This is a genomic window from Yersinia massiliensis CCUG 53443, assembly GCF_000312485.1.
Taxonomy (GTDB): domain Bacteria; phylum Pseudomonadota; class Gammaproteobacteria; order Enterobacterales; family Enterobacteriaceae; genus Yersinia; species Yersinia massiliensis.
This window is the reverse complement of the sequence record NZ_HE997653.1, coordinates 1-22830: the sequence shown is the minus strand read 5'-3', so window position 1 is coordinate 22830 and position 22830 is coordinate 1. Positions and strand designations below refer to the sequence as shown.

Here is a 22830-nt window from a genome sequence, read left to right as displayed (position 1 = left end):
AGGAACACGCCCTTGAAATCACTTCTCTGCGCCTCGCTACTTAGCGTTGTCATTGGCGCGATGCCGGTACTGGCACAAACACAAGAAGAGAACCAGGCTTTCATTGAATCGATGCGCGATAAAAATGATGCGCTGCAAAAACAAAAAGCCCCGGCCTCACTGCCCTTTACCGCCCCTCGGCAGGGGGCGTTTGATGAGCAGTGGCTCAATTCACTGAAAAAACAGCAGCAACAGACGCTCTCTGGCCCGGAGAAACCCCAGCCTAAAGCGCTCTACTTTGTGTCGTTTTCTATTCCCGAAGCCGGACTCAAGCTGATTTTGCAGGAAGCCGCCGATGTGGGTATTCCGTCGGTTTTAAATGGCTTGATTGATGATGACTTTGCCAAAACGGCTCGCGCGGTGTTTAACCTGGTCAAAGAGGATAATCGCGGCGGCGTCCAAATCGATCCCGTCCAGTTTCGCACCTACAACATTACCCATGTCCCGGCTCTGGTGGTGATTTGCGGGGATAAATCCGATGTTATCAGCGGCACTATCCGGATCAAAAGCGCGCTGGCGCAAATTGTTCGCGAGGGGGAGTGTCCACAGGTTGCACGGGAATTACTGGGGGAGGCATCGCATGACGCCACACAGTAAGTTCCTCTTTTTACCCCTGCTTATCAGTCTGGTGATGATGACAACCAGTGGTGCCAATGACAAATACAAGGAGGGCGCTGATTTTGGTCACTCCATTCAGGGACAGGGCACTGAGGCATTAAATGCCTTTAACGCCCCTGATACCTTCCCCGGATTTACCGCTACGCCGCCAGAAACCGGTTATTACGGTGGGGAAACCTCGATGTCGAATGCCGATATTCTCAATGCCGGTAACAAAGCGCTCAACACCTCCGAAGTGGGAAAGGTGGCGCAAGAGTCTTTATTAAACCGACCTGATGACCAAATTTCCCTCGATGCGCCCTTTATCGATAACGGTTTTCAAATTCAGGATAAGGCCGACATCATCACCAAGGGCACGGACGAATTCTGTGAGTCGGTGAACGTCAACAAGACTGAAATCAATACTTACCGGTGTGACCGTTCACCGGCCATCGAAGTCGCTTGTACCCGAACCGCAGTGATTGACGGTGATTGGGTCGACAGTACGAAGGATGTCGATGTCATCATTGATTCCACACAACTGAGCTTTTATGCCTATGGCAGTGGCAATAACCGTGAAGATGGCGCACGCACCACCTATATTGTCACGGCCAACGTTCATGGTCCTATTTTGAGTGCCACCATGACCAACAGTGGCCATGGCTCGACCTATATGATGATGCAGATCTTGGGGGTAGAAGTGAATGTGAGTGACGGCACAAAATCGTTTTCCCCCGGCGTGAGCACACTGACCACCGGACAACAGATCCCCATCAACCTGATTTTGTCAGCAATGCCCAGCGGCACGACGAATTTCTACAACAACAAACAAGGCCGCTTTACGATTGTGTTGAGAGTGCGCACCGGCAGTCGTGAATACAAGCCTAAAGTGGTCTGGACAGAAAGTTGTCCTTTTAACAAGGCAGAAGAGGTGCTGATCACCAGCCAATGTGTTGAAGCCGGTGGCAACAGAACTATCACAGTAGAGGGCAAGCAATACCCGGTTTACAGTGACTGTTGGAAGTACAAAGACACCTACTTTTCCCAAGTGGCCGATAACGGCACCTGCGGTAAATACATGGCAGACCGTGCCTGCACATTGTCCTCGCAAAAATGCCTCACCTCTATTGGTAATATCTGCACGCAGGAGCAGGTGTATTTCTCCTGTGAAACCAAAATCAGCGGTGAGGCGCAGTTGTGCGCCGGTGAACTGGTCTGCAATGACGGTGCTTGTGATTTATTGAACAACGATAAATCGAGCAGTTTTGGTCAGGCTGTCTCTGGACTCGCGGCATTGGCGGCGGCTGGGGAAGATGTGGCAGCCCTGAACGGCGTCAATGTGACGGCGTTTACCGGTGCCCCTAAATCCTGTCGTCAGGCAGCGGCCGGCTTTAGTAACTGCTGTAAAGACAGCGGCTGGGGAGCCAGTGTCGGTTTGGCGCACTGTGACAGTGAAGAAAAAGCGCTGGGCGAGGCCAAAGAGCGGCTGCTGACAGTGTATATCGGTGACTATTGTTCCAGAAAAGTGCTGGGTGTGTGTCTACAGAAGAAAAAAAGCTACTGCCAGTTTGATTCTAAACTCGCTCAAATTATTCAGGAGCAAGGGCGTGGCTGGCAACTTGGCATTAATTTTGGCAGTGCAGAGTCACCGAACTGTCGGGGAATAACCGTCGATGAGCTGCAACGTATCCTGTTTGATAAGGTGGATTTCAGCAACTTCTACAGTGATTTGACGGACGGCACCACGATACCGGTGGATGCCGACATTATTTCGCGCGTCAAAGAGCAGGTTGCAGCGAGCATGCAACAGCAATCCACGGGGGGCCAATAATGAGATATTCCCTGTTAACGCTGGCGTTATGTTGCCTGATAAGCCCACTGGCACTGGCGGCAACGAAACCTGAAACCGCCACCAAAACCTATACGGACGAACCGATAATAGGCTGGCACTGGTACAACGAACCACAGCCTGAAGAGGACGAGGAGGAAGAAAAAGCCCCCGATGTGCCCCTTTCTCAGTTACCCCCCAATGTGCAAATGCGGTTACTGCAAAAACTGACTGAAACGCAGCTTAATACCGCCATTTTGCATCCCTCAGCGGAGAACGTGGGTAAGTTCCTACGTTTGCAACAGTTCTGGACTAACCAAGCCAGCGCATTCCGACAAGGGGGTAAAAAGGCGCTGCTGTCCTATCCTGAGCTGGATTACAACCTGCAATACAGTCATTACAACAGTACCGTCCCCGCCCAACTGGCAGCGGATAAGGCCAAGCAGGTGGAGGCTATTCGTTCACTGACGCAGCAATACGGGGTGTTCTTCTTCTACCGAGGCAATGAGCCTCTGGATAACTTGCTGGCCACGGTGGTACGCGATTTTGCTCACGCGCAAGGTGTCGCCATTATCCCTATCAGTGTGGATGGTGCGCGTAGCGCCGCATTCCCAGCCAGCCGTATTGATAGCGGTCAGGCCAAGAATATGGGCGTGACCCATTTTCCGGCGCTGTTTCTGGTCAATCCCACGACGCAAGAATTTAAACCGCTGGCTTATGGCTTCATGACCCAGGACGACCTCTCTAAACAATTTCTCAATGTGGCGACGGATTTCGCGCCCGTCTCTTAAAGGAATAACGATGAAAAACGAAAACTGCTCGAAAATGTCATGCTCTTTTTTGGGTGTGCCTTGATGTGTGCCGCCGTGGCGTTTCACTTTCTGGCCAAACTGGCCATCAGCTCGCGGTTACTGACGCTTTCGCTGTCCGGACAGGAAACTTTGCACCTGATATCGGTGGGCGGGGCCTTGTTCCTGTTTGTGATTGGGGCGGGACTGGTGATAGCCGGCTGGCTTTATTCGGGCATGAATGCCTGGAAAACCTTTATGACCGTCAATGCCCATCGGGAGGAAAAACCGTGAAAACAAGGATGATGTGCTTATTGGTGACGCTGCTGTGTGGTGATAGCCTCGCTCATGCGTCGGTGCGTGACGAAATCGCCCAATTGGAGGCGCATAAAACGCCCTCAACGGCCCCCCAAATCGAAAACATTCCGTCACCGGTCAAAGCGCCTAAAGCGGCCAAGATGATACGCCTGTCCAGTGGTGCATCGGTCAACCTGAATGATTTCAATATTGTGCTGTTTATGCAGCAAAGTTGCAGTTACTGCAAACAGTTTGATCCGGTGTTGCGCGGGGTGAGTGAATCGACCGAACTGAAGGTTTTCCCTTACACGCTCGATGGTCAAGGGGATGAGAGCTACCCGAATGCGCTACCTGCGCCCCCAGAAGTGGTGGTGAGCTTCTTTCAGGAATTACCGGTAGCGACCCCCACGGCGTTTTTGGTGAATGTGCATACCATGCAGACCTATCCGTTGTTTCAGGGGGTGATGACGTCAGAGCAGCTGATGGCCCGCTTAGATGAGGTCTTGGTGATTGCCCAGCGACCACAATAGCGTCATGTCGCTGTCAGTCCGAGGGGGATTCATTCCCCGAAAAAACACGGTTTAGGTTAATTATGCGGCAGCCTTTGATTGTCCATTCGCCTATTTGTTATTTCTCCCTATTCACCTCCCCGAGGTCAACTATGTTTGTCTCGCATCAACGCTTCATGACGACCGAAAACCAGTTGCAAGACTGCCAGCAATTGCTCGCCAGCCGTTCCGACGAGCTGGAGTGTATTCTGGCTGCTGCCAAAAATGGCAGTGGCATCTATAAACGCATCCTTGAATGCAGGGAAATGGCCGAACGCGTGCGTCGCCTGATGCCATCGACCTCATGCCGTGACAGCCTTATGTTGCTCGATCATCTGGCATATATGGATGGTTGGTTAACTCACTTGGCAAAGACACTACCACTGGACACCAACGCAGGGCTTCTGGAAAAAACGGCACTGGCGGGGAATGTAGCCATGATTTATCTGGTGGAGAAATGAGGCTGCCCAAATCGACTACTATCGAACACGATTAGTTATGCCGTTGTCAGTCTTATTGTATTAACGCCCCGAAAATACCTCTTTTATCGTACTCAATGAATTCCATATTGCCATGGAAAGGAATTAAATATGTTTACATGTAAACGGAAGTCTATTTCTTTAGAACAACTGAAAGAAAATAGAGAAAAACAGATTAAGTCGTTAGATATAAATTTGGATTTTCCGACAAAGCTTTTATTTACGGGCATGGCTTTTTTTGTTACGTATTTAATGAGTGATTATGTTTTAAAAACACTGTTTGATACATTAACCCGCGTTGATGGATTTGACACCAGAGCCCAGTTTGTTCTGAATATGGTGATGTATCTCATGCCATGGTTTTTTGGGTTTATCAGCCTTGGACTCATGAGTGTTGCCGTATTCATTGTCTCGGTTGAGATTGGGTATTCTGCTCTCGTATTTTATTGTTTGAATAAGAGAATAAAAAAACGTCAGCAGGAAGAAAAAAACACAAATGAACCTCAGCAAACACAACCTCATGATATTCAATATCAAGAGAGTGGGGCTCTTTCAGTACGGGATTTGCATCATAAGGCAGCGGCGCTGGCGGGCCATGCCAATACCACTTATTGGGAGTCTCTAATGTGTGCCTTTGGTGACGAAGCCCATGCTCGTGGCTTTATTGTCCTGACGATTGATGAGTACCAACAGCAGATAGTGACCTGGGAGATTGAAGACTTGGATGCTCAGGATAAATCACATCTGGGCTGTACAGTTATTAAAGCCCGGCAGAAGCTCTTCTCCCCGACAATTTCGCCAAATATTGTAGACCGCATTGTGACCACGGGAACTGAGGATGGATATAACACTTACTGGGCTGACGCTATTTTGAGCGCACTTGAAAAAGAAGGTTTAGTGATTGTCAAAACCACCAAGACAGAACTTATCCACAACGGATAATCGTTATTTATATTATTTCTCCCTATTGATGTTTGAATTTTATTAAAGGACGCATTCGCATGTTTAATTTTAAAAGGAAATCACTTTCGTTAGCGCAATTAAAAGAGAAAGAACAGGATTTAATAAAATCAAATGATGTTTGCGGTGTATTTGCCATACAAATGGTTTCTATTGCCCTTGCGTTTATGGTGACATCCATCGGGATTGATATCGTCCAGCATAAAGAAATAACACCGCAGAATATTATCGATGCCCTGTATATCATTTCACTGGTATTGCAATTAATGGGGGTAGGGTTGATTTCGTCCGCCGCTTTTCTGGGGGCGAGTAATATTTACACTTATCGCTCTTTACGAAAAATCACCCAAACCATTGAAGCCCTCTCTGTACAGGAGGACATTCCCCATGCGGAATAAGTCACGCTTGTTTGGCTCACTACTCCTTATCGCCTCACCACTCCATGCCGATGTGAATAATGACCTCAATAACTTCTTCAATAAGCTGGGCTTTGAGGGCAATGCCACGGCGGCGCAGGTCTGGCAAGGGCAGGCCGCAGGTTATGCGACCGGTGGCTCATTGTATTTGCGCAGCAACGTGAAACAAATCCAGATGATATCCATGACCGTTCCCAGCATTAACGCCGGTTGCGGCGGCATCGATGCCTATCTTGGCGCATTCTCCCACATCAACAGTGAACAACTGGAGCGGTTCGCCAAACAGATTATGGCCAATGCGGCAGGTTATTTGTTTGATTTGGCATTGCAAACCGCCGTCCCTGGCATGAAGCAAGCCAAGGACTTTGTGCAAAAACTGGCAACCGATGTGAACAGCATGAACATGTCTTCGTGTCAGGCGGCACAAGGGATTATCGGGGGACTGTGGCCCAAGACCCAGTTAGGCTCTGAGAAGATTTGTCAGGATATTGCCGGTGAATCCAACATCTTCAGTGACTGGGCCGCGTCACGTCAGGGTTGTACGGTTGGCGGGCAACTCAGCGGCATTCTGACCAATGCCCCGGAGCAGTACAAAGACCAAATCGTCACCAACAAAAACCTGATGTGGGATGCACTGAGTAAAAATGCCATGTTCAGTGGCAATCAGCAGCTGAAAGAGTTTGCGATGAGTATCACCGGTACCCTGATTTTTGATAATGACGGCAAAGTCATTCCCTTGCTGTCACTGGCAGATAATCAGGACATCATTAAAGCCCTGATGCACGGCGGACAGGCCAAAGTCTACGCCTGCAACAGCGATGCATGCTTAAGCCCGACGCTCTCAACGATGACCATCAGCGCCAGCAACGGGTTAGATAAGCGTGTTCAAACCCTGATTGACGGTATTTATAGCAAACTGAGCAGTGATGAACCTTTATCGGATGCCGAAAAAGGCTTTATCGAAAGCACTTCCGTTCCCATCCTGAAATACCTTGTTGATCCGCAGATGGCCGGTATTGGCCCCAACATGCTATCGAGCCTGTCTGAATATGTCGCCTATGACATTTTGCTTCAGTACCTGAAAGAAGTGCTGCAACAGGCCCGGATGATGGTCGCGGCCAAGAACTTCCCCGAAGAAACCGCCAAGAACCTGAAAGAGAGCATGGATATCGCCGGTCGTCAGCTGAATTCGTTGCAGGGTGCGGTACAGGTGAAATCCAATGCGCTGATGGAACTTGACCGCCAGATGAGTTATCTGCGCCAGCAGGTGTCGAGTCAGTTGCTCGAGCGCTATCAGCAAAACTACGGTTACGAGGGGAAATAATGGACGTTCAAACGGTGTATGTGCTGGCTTCCGGGGATTACTTTCAGGCGGCATTTAATGGGGTTGCGGCCCTGATTGGCTCGAGTTCGTGGGACTCAATGTTTCGTATTGTGCTCTTTGTGGCGGCGTTCGTCTTTTTTTTCACCTACATCCGAAATCATGACCCGCTGGAATTTATCAAGTTTATTGCGGTGTTCGTGATTGTCAGCAGTCTATTGCTCATTCCCAAAGCTACGGTGCAGATTATTGACCGAAGTGACCCCGCGAGTGTGTATGTGGTCGACAACGTGCCTGTTGGTCTGGCCGTGCCTGCGCGTCTCATTACCTCGATAGGGACAGACATGACGGAGCTGTATGAACTGATTTTCCGCACGCCGGATTCTGCGACTTACAGCAAAACGGGCATGTTGTTTGGGGCGACGCTGGTTCAGCGAGCCAATGATGTTTTCCTGCAAAACGGGGAGTTGGCGAACTTGTTCGGCGAGTACGTCAAAAACTGTGTGATTGGCGACATGATGCTCAACCATAAATACAGCATGCAGGATTTGATGAACTCAACTGACCCTTACACGCTGATTTTCTCGCAGCCCAGCCCGTTACGGGGCGTGATGGTGCCGCGCGGCAGCACGCTGGCCTCAGCTGGATTTCATACCTGTGAGGCGCTGGCCAGAAATGTTCTGCAACCGACATTACAGGCAGACACCACCAATGGCGGCGCAACATGGGTGCATTATGTGAGCCGTTTTTTTGGCAAGAAACCGGATGCCAATGTGTTGTTCGCCAATTTGGTGGGGGAGAGTTACGACTTTTATTACGCCGGCGGGAAATCGGCCAGTGAAATCATGCGTAAAAACGTGACCATGAGCGCTATACGGTCAGGCATTGCCGGTACGGCGTCCCGCAACGGGGATACGGCCAGTCTGGTGAATATGGCCTCGGAGTCGTCTTACAGCAAAATGCGCATGAGCTGGGCGGCGTCCAGTAGCATCAGCATGACCTTTTTACCGGTGATGCATACGGTGCTGATGGCGATGTTGATTGGCATGTTCCCGCTGATGATTTTGCTGGCCTCCATCCATACTTTGACGGTCGGCATTTTGAAAGGGTTTGTCTTTACGCTGGTTTATCTGCAAGCCTGGCCACCGCTGTATGCCATCCTAAATTATGCCATGACGTTCTACCTGAAGGGCAAAGCGAGCGGGATGAGCATTACCCTGTCCAATATGGCCTCCGTTCAGCAGATGCACAGTGATGTGGCCACCATGTCAGGGTGGCTGGCCAACTCCATCCCGTTCCTGGCGGGGGCCATTGTGTTTGGCTTGTGGAAAGGGGTGTCTCAGGCGGGGAGTTATTTGGGGACGGCGACCAACAGCTCGACCAGTGCTTCCGCCTCCAATGCCACTGACGGCACCTGGGCGTTTAATAATATGCAGATGAATAATGTGAGTGGACAAAAGTGGGATACAAACTTTGCTCACCGTGATGGACAAATGACTTCCCAGCACACCAGTGGCGCAACCTCAACTCGAACGGGCAGCGGTCAGACGGTGTATGACGCTTCTAGCGGCATATCCAGACTGCCGGTCGATGTGCAATTCGCCAAAGGTCTGAGCAGCAGCTATCAGGCCCAACAGCGTGAAACCATGAGTCAGGTGCAGAGTTTGAGTCAGGGCATTAACCAGAGCGCCAGTGTGGGGGCGAGTCAACTGACGCAGTGGAGTCAACAGCGCGGCAACAGTGACACGACCACTTCTGGCACCGACAGCAGCCGTGGCAGTAATTTCAATCAGGCGGTGAGCAAGCTGGCCAATATCACCTCGCGCTTCCAACGTGACAACAATGTGACAGGGACTGAAGCGGTGCGTGAGGCGTTAGTTAAGAGTCAAAATATGAGTGCAGGCATGGGAGCTAGCGGTCAACTCAAGGTAGATACGGATCGTCAAATCCTGGGTAAAGTGGCGTCATTAACCACAGGGGGGAGCCTAGTAGGGGAAATACATGTCAAGGGTGATTATACGGGCAACAGTGGCTCGTCTCACGGCACCAGTTCGGACACCACCAACCAGACCGCGCACAGTAAAGGCTACTCCGCACAGGAACTGAAAGATATTCGTGAGGCCGTGGATGTCATCAGTAGCCAGCGGGTTACGGACAGTGGCAGTCATACACAGAACGAGTCGGGTTCACTCGCCAATCAAATGTCCAGCACCTTCAGTGAGATGCGTACTCAGGTCAGTCAGTATAATGATGCCCTTAATCGCAGTCATGAATACGGTCAACTGGCGAGTTATGCCGAAAATAACAGTGCGAATATTCAGAGCAATTATGCACAGGAGTTTGTGGGGTATGTCCAGACCAAACAGCCTCAAAACGCCGACGCCCTCTTGACCGACACCGCCAGTCCAACGGTTCGCGCGGAGCGAGAGCAACTGGCGAAGCAGTTTGTGGATGAAAAACTCAAACCGGCGTTAGAGCAGGAGTTTGCGGACAACAAAGTCCGAGCCGCGGGCGGCATGGGTGGCGTGTCTGCGCCAGATGAAGGGCCGATGGGGATGCAGGCTCAGTTTGCCCACAACCAAGGCATTATTAATGAACAAGCGAAAAGTCACGATGTGCAGGACAGTGGTGTGATTGCCGCGTCAGTACAGGAACAGCGACAAAATGCGGCACAACAGATTGATTCGACACAAGGAAAGGTGGCAGAATCAAGACAGGGCGTTCAAAAAGAATACAATACGTTAGAAAAAGAACATCAGGGGAGTGAGAAAGCCTTTGATACCGCACTTGCCAATGAAAAAATTCGCCAGAATGACAGGTTAATCTTTGATGGCGATGAAGCAAGGGCCGTAGAAGATATGAAACAACAAGTTAAGCAGGGGACGAAAGACTTACTCAAAGGAGAGGATAAATGAAGATAACTCGAAATGTAATTGAGTCGGATATGAATATGATTTTAGAGTCGGTGAGAAGTTATGACTATGAAATACCGTCAACAAAAGAGATCATGAGCTATCCATTAAAGGTTTTGGGTGTCTTTTATTCGACGCAGATTGTTTTATTTGTTGCGAGTCTTTTTTTACACTCTACCAGTAATATTGGTATTCGCTCATTGGAGTCTATTATATTAATGATAGGAGGGGGAGCTTTTGCTTCTTTTCCAATTATAATGGCAAGTTATAGTAATGCGGCAATGTATTTATGTCTGGATAAGGAGGTTCGCGAGCGTTCAGTATTGATAAGTCTTTTAAAAACCAAGTTGAAAGGCTATCTAAAAGTCTATTTTTTACTGAATACAATTGTGGCAACTATATTCACCTTTTATGTGGAATGGGGTTTTCTCGTCATTAACTTCTCCTATTTTGCCACCACGATAATTTTTTGTGTGGTTTTTAATATGTCAATCGGTCGATATTTTACACCTGGTGTATTTGCGGTTATTGGCAAGATTAAAGAGATACTTTCACCGTCAGCCCCAGTGACAGTCGAGAAGTAGTTGTACATTCCCGATTGAATAGTCGGTAAGCGTAGGATTTGCATCAAAAGATCGTTAGAATGGCGGCGCGGTGCTTGAGGCTTTTTGTCTCAAGCATGATGCAAGGGACAGAAAGACGAAAGCCTCGCAAGTTAAATCCTTTAACCCACGAGGCCGACGATGAATCTCAACAGTTCAATTGTAAGCCTCTTTCTCACTCGGAGGCAAGTATGTTTAGTAAATTCACCCTATATGGGCTGGGGATGGTGTGTATCACCATCCTAGTGTTCACGCTGTTGGTGCGGGATTCACTCTGTGAAATCCGGGTTCAACAGGGGGATGTGACGATGCTGGCAACACTTGCCTACGAAGTAAGGAAGTAGCCGATGTGCGGGGGAGTTATTCCCCCGCATTTTCGCGGCGCGGTTGTGTTGTGTATTCATGTTCTTCAGGCACCGCGTCCTCAATATTCACCCCAGACTCAAGCAGATACCGTTATTCGGCACGTCGTGTTCCATCGAGCATCTATTTAAATAAACCTTATACCGCCTAACGCACTGCGTTTGTTGACTTGTTCCCGTCACCATCATCAATGATGGCGAACGTCAACAAGTGGCATAACGTCATCTTAATCCCTGTATTTCAGTCTATTACACTCATTTATAAGGATGTTCTATGTGTCAATCTCATGATAAAAATAGTGTTGTGACTCCCGCAGGAAAAACGGACCATTATTCCCGTAAAATAATCGGTCCGTTAATCCCCTTCGCGAAATTCGGTATTGGGTTATTCATAACAGGTTTAAATATTGCCACAAGGATTTTCATTGTCATCCCCGTCTATTCCTTTTGGTTGATGGCGTTTGTTTATTTCAATGAGGGGCTTTTTAATATTCATGCGTATTTTGACGGGATATTAAAGACGTCATTTGCCGCGGCGATATTGTATGTGGCTATCTATATCACTATGTGTCTGATGTTCGGTCTTTCATGCCGTATTATCCATGGAAATTTGCGCCATATAAGATAATCCTCCACCTCATTTTATTCTTTTATTTCTGACAGGTAATATTAAATGACCTCTTCCAGTAAGCATATTACTCAGGGAGGCCAGGTATTCAGCTATATGCTGGGTATGTTTATGCAGGTCAATAAACGTATCTCTTTCTGGCTTATTCTCTGCTTTATCCTTTTTATGCCCGCTATTTTCTATTTCCGCTTACCCAATCAGGAAATCATTAACGGGGGAAAATACTGGTGGTTATATCTGACCCATAAAAGTGAAGGGGCCATGTACCGCGTCCCGCCAGTGTATGACATCCATTACAACGATATGGTGCTGAAATTCACCTCTGAAAATATCCTGAAAGACCCTTATATGACCTATGCCGGTCAAATGGTGTTGCAGGAATTGGGACTGGCCGCATTCTGGACGTCAGTCATCGTGTTATTGCTCGCCTATCTGGTCTACCGCTTCTTGCACCGTCTCGGTGAGAAACAAGCGCAAGATGAGCTGATTGGGGGGCGTGCCCTGACGGAGGATGTAAAAGCCGTCGCGGGCCTGATGCGTAAACGCAATGATGCGTCCGAAATCCATATTGATGATTTACCGCTGAAAAAAGACAGTGAAGTCCAGAACATCGCCATGTTGGGTTCGCCGGGAACCGGTAAAACCAATGCGCTGAACAAGCTGATTAAACAGGCTCGTGAACGTGGCGATATGGTCATTATTTATGATAAGGCGGGGACCTTTACCGAGAAGCATTACAACGAAAATACCGACAAGTTACTGAATGCCATGGACAGCCGGTGTGAGAACTGGGATTTATGGCGTGAGTGCCGCTCTATCCCTGAATTTGACAGCATGGCCAGTACCCTTATTCCCATGAGTGCCAAAGAAGACCCCTTCTGGCAAGGCTCTGCCCGGACCATCTATACCGGTGTGGGCTATCAGATGGGCAAAGACCCCAAGCGTAGCTATAACAAGCTGTTGCGTACTTTACTCGCCATCAACCTCAAAGACCTGCGCGAATTTTTATCTGGTACGGAAGCGGCCTCCTTGATGGAAGAAAAGGTGGAAAAAACCGCCATTTCCATTCGCAGCGTGCTCACCAACTACGTTAAGGCCCTGCGCTATTTGCAAGGGATTGAAAAAAACGGGAAAAAGCCGTTTACCATCCGGGAATGGATGAAAGGCGTCAACGATGGTGGCCGCAACGGTATTTTGTTCATTACCAGTCATGATGAGTATCACGAATCCGTCAAACCCCTGGTGTCTGTCTGGCTCGCTTTAGCGGCCAAAAATCTGATGTCGATGACCCCTAATCCCAATCGTCGAGTCTGGTTTATTTACGACGAGCTGATTTCCTTGCATAAATTGGCCGAATTGCCGGATGTGCTGGCTCAGGCCCGTAAGTTTGGCGGTTGCTTTACCTTGGGTTTCCAGAATAAATCCCAGCTGGATTACACCTATGGTGTGGATTATGCCAACGCCATGTTTGATTTGATCAACACTCGCTTTTTCTTCCGTTCGCCCAGCGAACATGAAGCCTCATTTGTCATGAAAGAACTGGGTCAGCGACGGGCAAAAATCTTTAGCGAGCAATACAGCTACGGGGCCGATACCGTCCGGGATGGGGTGTCATTCAGCAAGTCGGAAGAAGATGTGTATTTGGTCAACTATTCCGATATCCAGTCGTTACCCAATCTGAGTTGTTACATCACGCTACCTGGTGAGTATCCGGTCATTAAAATGACCATGCGTTACGAAAAACTCAAAGACTGCGCCCCGTCGTTATTACCTCGCAATATGGACATCAGTCTCGATGCTGAAATCGAAGAGCAGCTGGCGCAACGCGACCTTGAAGATCCGGGTTTAACGCGTCTACTGGCAGGGGCCGGACTCATTCCAACGGATAATCCGCCAAACACGGGGGAGGCGACTTCAACGGCTGGCGCTGACCTTACCCCCGCGGTGAAGCCTGGCGCTTCCCCCATCAATCCTCCGTCAATATCCGCCCCAACATCCACCAATACAACACAGACCGTGACGACCGCTGCGGCCGTCGTGGCATCGGCCACCGTTTCAACGGCCGGTCGAGAGCAGGAGATCCCCGGATTTGAGTATTTGGACAAGGAGACGGGCGAGTTGGTGCGTGAAGGGGACGATGGCTATCACGACATGCACGAAGCCTACGAGCAGTCGCTGTACGGCTTGCAGGCGGACGAGAAAAACATTCTGGTTCACCGTCATGATGATTCACCGGAAGTGGGAGACCGCTGGTAATGCTGAGTATTGCACCGATAGCGGCAGGGGCCGCCCAATATTATACCGATGCCGATAACTACTATTTCCTGGGGTCGATGGATTCACGTTGGTTAGGGGAAGGGGCGGAAAGTTTAGGCTTATCAGGCCGTGTAGAGGACGTGGCGTTTGCGGAAGTGTTAGCCGGTCGTTTGCCTAACGGCGACAGTCTGGAGCGCATGGAGAACGGTAAAAATGTTCACCGTCCGGGTTATGACCTGACGTTATCTGCCCCGAAAAGTGTGTCTGTTCTGGCACTGCTCTATGGGGATACACGGCTCATTGAGGCTCACAATCGTGCTGTAGAGGTGGCTGTTGGGGAAATTGAATCATTGATTTCTTCACGTTTGATGCGGGAGGGAGTCAGTGAGACCGTGTTAACGGAAAATGGTGTTTTTGCCGTTTTTAACCACGATACCTCACGGGCACTGGAGCCCCATATCCATTCTCATGTGATCACCATGAATGCAACACAGACGGAGGCGGGATGGCGGACATTATCCAGTGACACGGTAGATAAATCCGGTTTTATTGAAACCGTCTTCTCCCTTCAGATAGCGATAGGTCAAATCTACCATAATGCACTGCGAACTGGCATTGAACGGTTAGGAATGAGTACGCACGAGACGGGTAAAAACGGATTGTGGGAGATTGACGGTGTACCCACCGAGCCGTTTTCCAGTCGTCGCAAGGAGATCGTGGACGCTGTCGGGCAAGATGCCTCACGGCATTCACGGGATGTTGCAGCCCTTGATACCCGCGAGGTCAAGCGTACCCCAGATAAGGATGAACTATTAACTGAATGGCATGAACGTGCAGACAAAGCCGGTTTTGATTACAAAACATTTGTACAGCAAACCGTTGAACGGCAACAGCAACAGACCCAAAACGATCCGTTACTGACCGCTGCACCTTCCGCCGACATGACACTGGCGGTCAATCAGGCCATCTCACATCTGAGTGATAACAAAACCCAATTTACCTACTCCGAGGTGTTGAGCAAGACACTGGGGGGTATCCGTGCTCAGGCTGGGAGTTTTCAGCAGGCCAGAGACGCCATTGAAGCGGCCATTGAGTCGCAACAACTTATCCCCCTCGACCGTGAAAAAGGCACTTTCACCTCTGCTATCCATTTGCTCGATGAACTGAGCGTGCAGCAACTGGCAGGGCGTATCCAGTCTGAAAACCGTACCGTGGCGTTTAGTGCGCCGGAGCAGCGGCCACAAGGCGTGATGGGGAAGATTGCCGATGTGATGCCAAATCTCGCGATTATCAGCGGCAGTGGTGGCGCGACCGTTCAGCGAGAGCGGGTGATAGACGCGATCAATATGGCCAGCGGGCAGGGGCGGATTGTCACTGTACTGGCGACCGACAAGTCCGGGCAAGATTTTCTGGAGCAGGACGGTACGTTGTCTGGGCGCGTGATTGACCGTCGCGCCGTGGCTGAAGGTGTTCAGTTACCCACTAATAGTACATTGGTTGTCGCCAGTGCGGAGAAACTGTCGGTGAAAGAGACATTGCACCTGTTAGATCATGCGCAACGTAGCAGCGTCCAGGTTCTGTTTATGGATACGCAGGGGCGCAAAGGCACCGGTAACGCCCTCGCGACGCTGGAAGACGCAGGTGTGGCACGATTCAAAGCGGCTAATGAAACGCCGGTCAGTGTGGACATTATCAGTCAGGGGGATAAACGCCAGCGCTATGCCGCCTTGGCCGAAAAATATGCCGAGCTCACGGCATCTTCCGTCCCGGTCAGCGCTCAGGTTTCCGGCCCGCGTGAACAGCAACTGCTGACGCAGACCATCCGTGACACCTTGCAGACGCAAGGCCAGTTAACCGCCGAGCGTGTCTCTGTACAAAGTCTGGTGCCGGTCTGGCAGGACAGTAAAAGTCGCCGGCAGATGGACAGTTACCGCGAAGGGATGGTGATGGAGCGCTGGGATGGCGAAAAACGTCAGTTGGAGCGCTATACCCTCGACACCGTGGCCGAACAGACCCGTAAACTGGTGTTGCGCGACAGTGACGGCAACAAGCGCGTGATGCCGGTCGGGCAGCTTAACAGTGAATGGCGATTGTATCAGTCACGCGCTATCGACGTGGCGGTGGGGGAGCGGCTTCAGTGGCTCACTCAGCAAGAGGGGATAAAATCGCGTGACACTGTCACGGTAACGGCGATTGAAAATGACACGTTGCATGTTGAACATCAGGGCAAAGCACGAAAAATCCCTCTCAATGACGGCATCAAGGCGACCTACGGCTATGTGACGACGCCGGGAAGCCAGGTGCAGGAAAAGGGCGTGGTGCTGGCGGCGGTGGCCGGGCGTGATACGAATGCCACCCAACTGAACACGCTGGCTCGCAGTGGTGATAGCATTTTGTTGTATACCCCCCTGAGCGAAAACGAAGCCCAGGTGCGGTTGTCCGGCTCACCGCTTTATCGCCCCACGCTGTCACAGGTCAATCCTGACAAGCAGCCGTTGCCCGCCGTGTTGGATGAGGCGCGCGATAATCTGATGTCGGTGGCTGAAAAATCCGTGCGTCAGGCGATAAATGTGACACAAGGCAGTGACGTGACCTTTTCCCGTCTGTCAGTGATGGCCAAGGCCCTGCCGATGCACCCCACCATGACACCGGCACGGGTCGACGCTGAAATCAACCGCCAGATTCAATCCGGTGAACTGTTACCGGTGGAGACGCCGAGCGGAAAAGCCCAGCAAGTGTATGTCACCGCCGCCAGTTATGCGATGGAAAAGCAGATTTTGCACACGATTTTAGCGGGTAAAAACAGTGTCGCCCCCCTGATGTCCGAGGCAGACCCGACGTTGTTTGCCGGATTGACCGCCGGTCAACAGGCCGCCAGTCGTTTGATGCTGGAAAGTCCGGACCAGTTTATCGGTATTCAGGGCTATGCCGGTGTGGGGAAAACCACCCAATTCAAGGCCGTCCTGGGCGCACTCAATACCCTGCCTGACGCGCAACGCCCGGAGGTTATCGGTCTGGCACCGACACACCGTGCAGTGGGTGAAATGGCGTCGGTCGGCGTCAAGGCCCAAACCATCGCCTCATTTTTGATGGACACCGAACGGCGAATGCAAAGCGGCGAAACGTTAGATTTCTCGCGCACGCTCTTTTTGGTGGATGAAAGCTCAATGGTGGGCAACCGCGACATGAGCGATACCCTGACCCGCATTGCGAGCGGCGGGGGGCGGGCGGTGCTCAGCGGCGACACCCAACAGCTCTTGTCCGTCGAAAATGGTGCGCCGTTCTCGTTAATGCAACAACGCAGCACCCTCGATGTGGCCATCATGAAAGACATTGTGCGCCAGTCACCCGAACTGCGACCGGCTGTGGACGCCATCATTGCGCGCCAGATAACGCCCGCACTCCACATCATCGCTTCTGTCACGCCAGAACAGGTTCCCCGCGAGGCCGGAGTTACCCCGCCCACATCGTCGGTCGAAGAGTATCAACAAACCTCGGAGGATAAAGCGGATAACGGGGACTTAGTGATTGAGGCGATTGTCCGTGATTACACCGGACGCACCGACGCGGCGCGGGCACAAACCCTTATCGTGACACAAACCAATACCGACAAACGGGCGGTGAACAGGGGAATTCACGATGAGTTGAAAGAGCAGGGGGTATTGGGGGCGGCGACCGTCAGTATTGAGGTGTTTGACCGTGAAAAAACCCATGTCGATGCCCTGAAATCGGTGGCTGGAATGGCGGCGTTTAACGGAGGAACGGTTCTTATCAATAAAGAGTATTACACCCTGACCGTCGGAAACGAGGGGAAACAGCAAGGGGTGGTGACGCTTATCGATGCCGAAGGGCAACCGCGCCTTTTATCTGCCTTTGAGAGCAGTGTTCGGGATGTGGCCATTTTTAAATCACGCGACATCGAGTTGTCTGTTGGGGATAAGGTCAGCTTCAGCCAGAACGATAAAGAGCGGGGACGTGACGCGAATACGCGCTGGACGGTGAGTGCTATTGCGGAAAATCAGGACATTACGTTGACCCATAACGGGCAACGTCGGGTGATTAATCCGTCAACGGACCCCGCTGACCGCCATCTCGATTACGCCTATGCCGGCACGGCGCACAAGGCGCAGGGGGCCAGTGAACCCTTTGTTATCGTGCTGGCCGGTGTGACCGGCACGCGAAAATATCTGGCCAGTCACAGCGATGCGTATGTGGCCTTGTCGCGGATGAAATCCCATGTCCAGGTGTATACCGACGACCTGACGAAATGGTCAGAAGCGGTGAGTCGTACCGGCAGCAGAAAGACAGCGCATGATGTGCTACACGCCGATGATGATCGCCAGACGCAGACGGGCAACCGGTTATGGTCGCAGGCCAGGCCGCTGGCAGATAACGGTCTGGGACGGACGTTGCTGCGAGACAGTGGACTGAGTGAGCAGGGGGAAGCCCGGTTTATCAGTGGCAGCAAAAAATACCCGTCCCCGCATGTGGCCTGGCCCGCTTACGATGCCAATGGCCGTCAAAGCGGCGTCTGGCTCGATGCCGTGGGACTCAATGATGACGGCTACCTGCAAGGATTGGCGGGAAAAGGCCGCTTGCTGGGCAGTGACAGCAGCAGTTTTGTGGTCCTGCAAAAGAGCCAGAACGGCGAGACGCAGCTTGCGACAGAGGTCGATACCGCGATGGCCATCGCCCGTGCCGCCCCCGACAGTGGGGTGATTTTACAGATAGGAGAAACGCCACCGGCCTACCGTGTTGAAGCGGCGACACAGGGCAGACTCCCGGTGACATCACCCGCCAATGCGACCACGCCGCCGCCCGCCGATGCCCCTCTGAGCCTGAAAAGCCCACAAGAGCAGGCGCGCGAACAGGCTGAAAAAGCCGAAATCGACCGCCAACGCGGCATGCCCCCTGACGCCGATAAATCGACGCTCACCCCGCAGACAACGGAGGCTGAAAAACAGCTGGCCCACGAGATACAACAGGAAAAACAGGCGGGGACACAACAGCAACAACAGCATACGGAGCAGGAAACGCATCTCGAGCGACAACATCAGCAACAGCAGGCGTTGCAACAGCTGGAGCGGGAGATCGTCAAAGAGAAAACCCTGGGAGAATCGTAATGAAAACACTTTTTGCCCTCATCGTGCCTTTGCTTGTTTGCCCCTCACTGGCGTATACCGAGGTACAGGTGGGCTTTTCACCGGATGGTGGCGCACAACCCTTGGTATTGAAGACGTTAAGCCAGGCAACAGTATCGATTGACCTTGCGGCGTATGCCTTTACCAGTCAACAGGTGGCCAAAGTGCTACTGGTGGCAAAGCGGCGCGGGGTTAGTGTCCGAGTTCTGGCTGATAAACAGTCAGGGCGTGAACGCTACAGTGCCGTGACGTTTTTGGCCAATCAAGGTGTGCCGGTTCGTTTGAACGGTCGCTATGCGATCCAGCATTCCAAATTCGCGCTGATTGACGGTGAGACTGTGCAAACCGGCTCCCTGAACTACACGCATTCAGCCTTTACGCGAAATGCAGAGAATGTCGTCGTGATACGCGGTGAGCGTGCCATTAGCCAGGCCTATCAGCAGGAGTTTGAGCGTTTATGGGCTGAGGGAGTGCCACTTAACGCTCACTACTGACTCTTTTTTTCAACCTTATTGATTTGCATACCGTGAATGCTTATGCGCCAACATGAGCAGCGGATCACGATCATTTACTGCCAACGTTCAGAAATTGTAGTAATCTTTGCCTAATCGATCCTTTTTAGATCCTTGAGGAGGTAAATATGTCACAAATCGTAGATGCAGTTACTTCCCCATCGAAAGCGAAGCGTGGTTACCGTAAAGGTAATCCGATGTCGCCGTCAGAAAGACAGCAAGCATTGGTAGCCCGTAAAAAAGAAACGCATAAAGAAATACGTGTGTATATCCAGAACTCACTAAAGAACAGTTTTCAACGCTTATGTGAGGCTGAAGGAGTAACGCAGTCTGAAATGATTGAAACATTGATCAAGTCAGCAAGTCAGCGAATAGAATAAACGTCACGGAATAACTTTATTGAGTGTTTGCAGTTACGGTGTTAGATTGTTGATCGTTTGAGATATTCAGGTGAGCCACGCCGCTAAGTGGCAAGGACGGGAACCGTTGAGATAATTCTCCGGAACCTGAAAAGCAAAAACCCCGATAACCTTCTTCATACTTGGCGGTGCGAAAAGGTTACCGGGGCCCACTAAAACTGTATAGAAGCTGTTGCTCTATGCAGGGAGTATAGAATTGTGCCAAAAATAATTCAACTCCTTCCGTGCAACATAAGCACGGGTAGGTTTGGCTAACACTGCCTCTTCTCAGAACTTTGCTGAGATATCAAATATATCCCGTCGTGGTGAGTCAAACTCTCTGCGCAAAGGGACATCAAAAATTCATCGGCGCTACACGCCTACACTGACTTGTACCGTGCCTCGCGGCATGGCCGCTAAAGTGGTTGCGCGTCTCAGTAGCCATAATTGGCACCGTAATCACGAACTGATCGAACTGCGCCGTCAGGGTTATGTGCCCTACACCAAACGTCATGATCCGCACTTTTTGCCAAAGCCCATGCGTATTTCCGCACGGTCGGAAAGCTGTGAAGCGCTGACGGCGCTCTCGATGGCACTGGCGGCAAATTGTGACTACAACCCGGACAGTGACTATCCGTTCGAGATCATGGCCCCGTTTGAGCAAATAGCGGCCTCGATGGGGATGTTGCATGTTTATGATAACGGCCGCAAAGCGTACGACAGTCCTTTGCATGCGTTATCTGTGCAAGAACAGCTGGGCTACGTGATAGCGCTTCACGGTAAAGACACGGACAGTGGCCAGAACAAGCCGCTGCGGTTGTGGCTGACGGAGAAGTTCTTCATTTCCAGAGGCATTGCCGTTGAAGAGATCCGCCATTGGCTGGGCCAGTTTAAGACATGGGCGATAAAAAACGGGTTAACGGAAAGTTTGCGTCAGAAATATGAACGGCATCTGTTGCGTGTTGAGCGTATCGGTATTGATTTGACAGACAAACACTCACTGCGAAATCGCTTAAAGCAGATCAAGCGGTGGGTGGTGAGTCCTGATCTGGCGAAAGAGAAACAGGCCAAAGTCGATGTACTGGAGCGCGGACTGGAAACACTCGAACGTGACGAGTCTCAACGACTCGATTTGATACTGGATGAGACACAGCAAAAGATCCGCAGCTTGGCCAAGGCGAAGCATCAACGGCAAAACCCGTATTATCAGGCGTATGTTAAATGGTCAACCAGTGGGGCGGTCATGACACATGACGTTATGATGCAAGAACAGGCGTTACAGAAAGAGCAGCCAGGCCTTAAACACAGTGCCCCTGAAACCTATTACCGACAGCTGCTTGAGCGTGCTGGCATAATCTAGCCCCACGATTCCCACATTCTGAACCTTACCGTGCCTGGCGCGGTTTTTGTGTTGGTTTGCCGGTATAAAACGGGGGGTATTTAGCTGCCAGGTCACGTCCCATTCTGCATTATTCCCCCGAATTCATGAGCGATATTGGCGCAATGCCGAGAGTGCTGAATATCTGTACGCTTAACTTCGAATCAATGTTATTAACTTCGTAACCTGTTTGATAAATATCCTTAATTTCGAACGTTATTCCTGAACAAAATAAGCCTCTAAAAAGAGGAGTACTTTTCGAGCGGCTAAAGCCTGCTCTCTAAAGTAGCTCCCCTCGCGTTGCTCAGGGCAAATGAACTCCCCAGCATCTAGGAAATACGACATGATTAATAGGTAGCTCCCGACTCACGTCGGGCAAAGGAACCGTGCTATTGCAAACCTAAGCGTTCGTCACGCTTTGCGTGCCAACCGCTAAGGTCCCGGAAATCACGCTCAGCGCGTCGCTATGCGCCGCACTGACCGCTCACCGGGATTATTTGCAGTGTCACCACAACATTGTTTGTCAGCCTGTCTGGCTCAACAGGGCGGGAGGGTTATCAAGATCTCTGATGATCCACACCGGCGTTGCCGGGCTTCAGCGGTTCAATTTCGGGAAACATGTCACTTCCGTGTGCCGCTTTCTATGCACTGCGTGCATGAGGATTGGTGCTGATTGCGGTATACTGTGAACCAAAACAAGGTGTTACTAGGGCAATATCAGGAGACAGTGATGAGCGGTGAACGCAAAATATTAACGCTAAAGCGTCAATCCCCCCCTGAACATCAGGATAAAACCCGCGAGATACCGGTTCGTTCAACGCGTAAGAAAATGATGGTGGAAGCCACCCCTCACCGGCGTAAGAAGAAAAAAACGACGGCTCCTGAGACTGAAACTGCTGTTCAACTCCCGGTTCCTCCAAAACCCCTGCCCGAGCTTCGCGTCCGCGAGCCTAAACGCGTCAGGCCACCGAAACCGCCGCGTACACTGCCGTACCATGAAGCAGTCAGTCTCATGCAGGGGTATTGGCCGGATATTTTTGATGGCCAGCAGCCACGATTATTCAAAATTCATATTCGTGAGGATTTGTATCACGATATTGAACAACGAGAATTACCGTTGTCACGTAAAGTGTTGCGGCGCTGTCTGAAATCCATCACCCGATCAGCGGATTATTTGTCACAAATCCAGAAGGATGCGCCCCGATATAACCTTAAAGGTATCGTTGATGGCCATGTGAATGAGCAGGAATATCAGTTTGCAATAGAGAAGCTGAATATAGCGACTACATCTAGGGGGGCCGCTTGGAAAACGGACCCAGATGGGGGGGCGTAAGGATTCATACGTAAATGTGTAATAGGGGTCAGTTT

18 protein-coding genes are annotated in these 22830 nt (G+C 50.9%); all 18 read left to right on the top strand.

Annotated elements, in window-relative coordinates:
• The first annotated feature begins 12 nt into the window (after positions 1–12).
• The 18 genes from trbC (at position 13) to BN68_RS23045 (ending at position 22795) form a co-directional block, all read left to right on the top strand.
• The gene (gene trbC, locus BN68_RS22280) at positions 13–636 is read left to right on the top strand and encodes a type-F conjugative transfer system pilin assembly protein TrbC (RefSeq protein WP_019213376.1); all 624 of its coding nucleotides are present in this window, start codon (positions 13–15) and stop codon (positions 634–636) included.
• On the top strand, positions 620–2467 hold the full coding sequence (gene traN / locus BN68_RS22275; protein WP_019213375.1) for a type-F conjugative transfer system mating-pair stabilization protein TraN: 1848 nt from the start codon (positions 620–622) through the stop codon (positions 2465–2467). Before trbC ends, traN begins: the two co-directional genes overlap by 17 nt.
• Entirely contained in the window at positions 2467–3255 is a 789-nt protein-coding gene (gene traF / locus BN68_RS22270; RefSeq protein WP_019213374.1) for a type-F conjugative transfer system pilin assembly protein TraF, read from the top strand. Before traN ends, traF begins: the two co-directional genes overlap by 1 nt.
• 63 nt (positions 3256–3318) lie before the next feature.
• On the top strand, positions 3319–3546 hold the full coding sequence (locus BN68_RS22265) for a hypothetical protein (RefSeq protein ID WP_155965405.1): 228 nt from the start codon (positions 3319–3321) through the stop codon (positions 3544–3546).
• Complete coding sequence (trbB, locus tag BN68_RS22260; protein WP_231294053.1) at positions 3543–4079, top strand: type-F conjugative transfer system pilin assembly thiol-disulfide isomerase TrbB; 537 nt, start codon at positions 3543–3545, stop codon at positions 4077–4079. The genes BN68_RS22265 and trbB overlap by 4 nt, the downstream gene beginning before the upstream one ends.
• Before the next feature lie 131 nt (positions 4080–4210).
• The gene (locus tag BN68_RS22255; RefSeq protein ID WP_019213371.1) at positions 4211–4558 is read left to right on the top strand and encodes a hypothetical protein; all 348 of its coding nucleotides are present in this window, start codon (positions 4211–4213) and stop codon (positions 4556–4558) included.
• 129 nt (positions 4559–4687) lie between these two features.
• On the top strand, positions 4688–5518 hold the full coding sequence (locus BN68_RS22250; protein ID WP_019213370.1) for a hypothetical protein: 831 nt from the start codon (positions 4688–4690) through the stop codon (positions 5516–5518).
• A gap of 59 nt (positions 5519–5577) precedes the next feature.
• Positions 5578–5934 (top strand): hypothetical protein, encoded by a 357-nt coding sequence (locus BN68_RS22245; protein ID WP_019213369.1) that lies wholly within the window; start codon positions 5578–5580, stop codon positions 5932–5934.
• Positions 5924–7276 (top strand): conjugal transfer pilus assembly protein TraH, encoded by a 1353-nt coding sequence (gene traH / locus BN68_RS22240; protein ID WP_019213368.1) that lies wholly within the window; start codon positions 5924–5926, stop codon positions 7274–7276. The genes BN68_RS22245 and traH overlap by 11 nt, the downstream gene beginning before the upstream one ends.
• Positions 7276–10188 carry a conjugal transfer mating-pair stabilization protein TraG gene (traG, locus tag BN68_RS22235; protein ID WP_019213367.1) on the top strand — a complete coding sequence of 971 codons (2913 nt, stop codon included), beginning with the start codon at positions 7276–7278 and terminating at the stop codon, positions 10186–10188. The genes traH and traG overlap by 1 nt, the downstream gene beginning before the upstream one ends.
• Entirely contained in the window at positions 10185–10769 is a 585-nt protein-coding gene (locus BN68_RS22230) for a hypothetical protein (RefSeq protein ID WP_019213366.1), read from the top strand. The genes traG and BN68_RS22230 overlap by 4 nt, the downstream gene beginning before the upstream one ends.
• 59 nt (positions 10770–10828) lie before the next feature.
• Entirely contained in the window at positions 10829–11131 is a 303-nt protein-coding gene (locus BN68_RS24510; RefSeq protein ID WP_019213365.1) for a Hok/Gef family protein, read from the top strand.
• 691 nt (positions 11132–11822) lie between these two features.
• Positions 11823–14033: a type IV conjugative transfer system coupling protein TraD gene (gene traD, locus BN68_RS22215; RefSeq protein WP_019213363.1), complete on the top strand. Its 2211-nt coding sequence runs from the start codon at positions 11823–11825 to the stop codon at positions 14031–14033.
• Positions 14033–19156 carry a conjugative transfer relaxase/helicase TraI gene (gene traI, locus BN68_RS22210; protein WP_019213362.1) on the top strand — a complete coding sequence of 1708 codons (5124 nt, stop codon included), beginning with the start codon at positions 14033–14035 and terminating at the stop codon, positions 19154–19156. Before traD ends, traI begins: the two co-directional genes overlap by 1 nt.
• Positions 19156–19668, top strand: coding sequence for a phospholipase D family nuclease (locus BN68_RS22205; RefSeq protein WP_019213361.1), 513 nt, complete (start codon positions 19156–19158; stop codon positions 19666–19668). The genes traI and BN68_RS22205 overlap by 1 nt, the downstream gene beginning before the upstream one ends.
• A 146-nt stretch (positions 19669–19814) precedes the next feature.
• On the top strand, positions 19815–20066 hold the full coding sequence (locus tag BN68_RS22200; protein ID WP_019213360.1) for a replication regulatory protein RepA: 252 nt from the start codon (positions 19815–19817) through the stop codon (positions 20064–20066).
• A gap of 427 nt (positions 20067–20493) precedes the next feature.
• Positions 20494–21444: a hypothetical protein gene (locus BN68_RS22195; RefSeq protein ID WP_042807117.1), complete on the top strand. Its 951-nt coding sequence runs from the start codon at positions 20494–20496 to the stop codon at positions 21442–21444.
• A gap of 748 nt (positions 21445–22192) precedes the next feature.
• A complete protein-coding gene (locus BN68_RS23045) occupies positions 22193–22795 on the top strand; it encodes a ProQ/FINO family protein (RefSeq protein WP_019213358.1) in 603 nt (200 codons plus the stop codon).
• The last annotated feature ends 35 nt before the right edge of the window (positions 22796–22830 follow it).

Bases quoted from the DNA above. Each gene is read 5' to 3' on its own strand.
- traN (WP_019213375.1), top strand. From the start codon at position 620: ATGACGCCACACAGTAAGTTCCTCTTTTTACCCCTGCTTATCAGTCTG.
- BN68_RS22195 (WP_042807117.1), top strand. From the start codon at position 20,494: ATGGCCGCTAAAGTGGTTGCGCGTCTCAGTAGCCATAATTGGCACCGT.
- traI (WP_019213362.1), top strand. From the start codon at position 14,033: ATGCTGAGTATTGCACCGATAGCGGCAGGGGCCGCCCAATATTATACC.
- BN68_RS22200 (WP_019213360.1), top strand. From the start codon at position 19,815: ATGTCACAAATCGTAGATGCAGTTACTTCCCCATCGAAAGCGAAGCGT.
- BN68_RS22245 (WP_019213369.1), top strand. From the start codon at position 5,578: ATGTTTAATTTTAAAAGGAAATCACTTTCGTTAGCGCAATTAAAAGAG.
- BN68_RS22205 (WP_019213361.1), top strand. From the start codon at position 19,156: ATGAAAACACTTTTTGCCCTCATCGTGCCTTTGCTTGTTTGCCCCTCA.
- traF (WP_019213374.1), top strand. From the start codon at position 2,467: ATGAGATATTCCCTGTTAACGCTGGCGTTATGTTGCCTGATAAGCCCA.
- traD (WP_019213363.1), top strand. From the start codon at position 11,823: ATGACCTCTTCCAGTAAGCATATTACTCAGGGAGGCCAGGTATTCAGC.
- traH (WP_019213368.1), top strand. From the start codon at position 5,924: ATGCGGAATAAGTCACGCTTGTTTGGCTCACTACTCCTTATCGCCTCA.
- BN68_RS22255 (WP_019213371.1), top strand. From the start codon at position 4,211: ATGTTTGTCTCGCATCAACGCTTCATGACGACCGAAAACCAGTTGCAA.
- BN68_RS22265 (WP_155965405.1), top strand. From the start codon at position 3,319: ATGTGTGCCGCCGTGGCGTTTCACTTTCTGGCCAAACTGGCCATCAGC.
- BN68_RS23045 (WP_019213358.1), top strand. From the start codon at position 22,193: ATGAGCGGTGAACGCAAAATATTAACGCTAAAGCGTCAATCCCCCCCT.
- traG (WP_019213367.1), top strand. From the start codon at position 7,276: ATGGACGTTCAAACGGTGTATGTGCTGGCTTCCGGGGATTACTTTCAG.
- BN68_RS22230 (WP_019213366.1), top strand. From the start codon at position 10,185: ATGAAGATAACTCGAAATGTAATTGAGTCGGATATGAATATGATTTTA.
- BN68_RS22250 (WP_019213370.1), top strand. From the start codon at position 4,688: ATGTTTACATGTAAACGGAAGTCTATTTCTTTAGAACAACTGAAAGAA.
- BN68_RS24510 (WP_019213365.1), top strand. From the start codon at position 10,829: ATGGCGGCGCGGTGCTTGAGGCTTTTTGTCTCAAGCATGATGCAAGGG.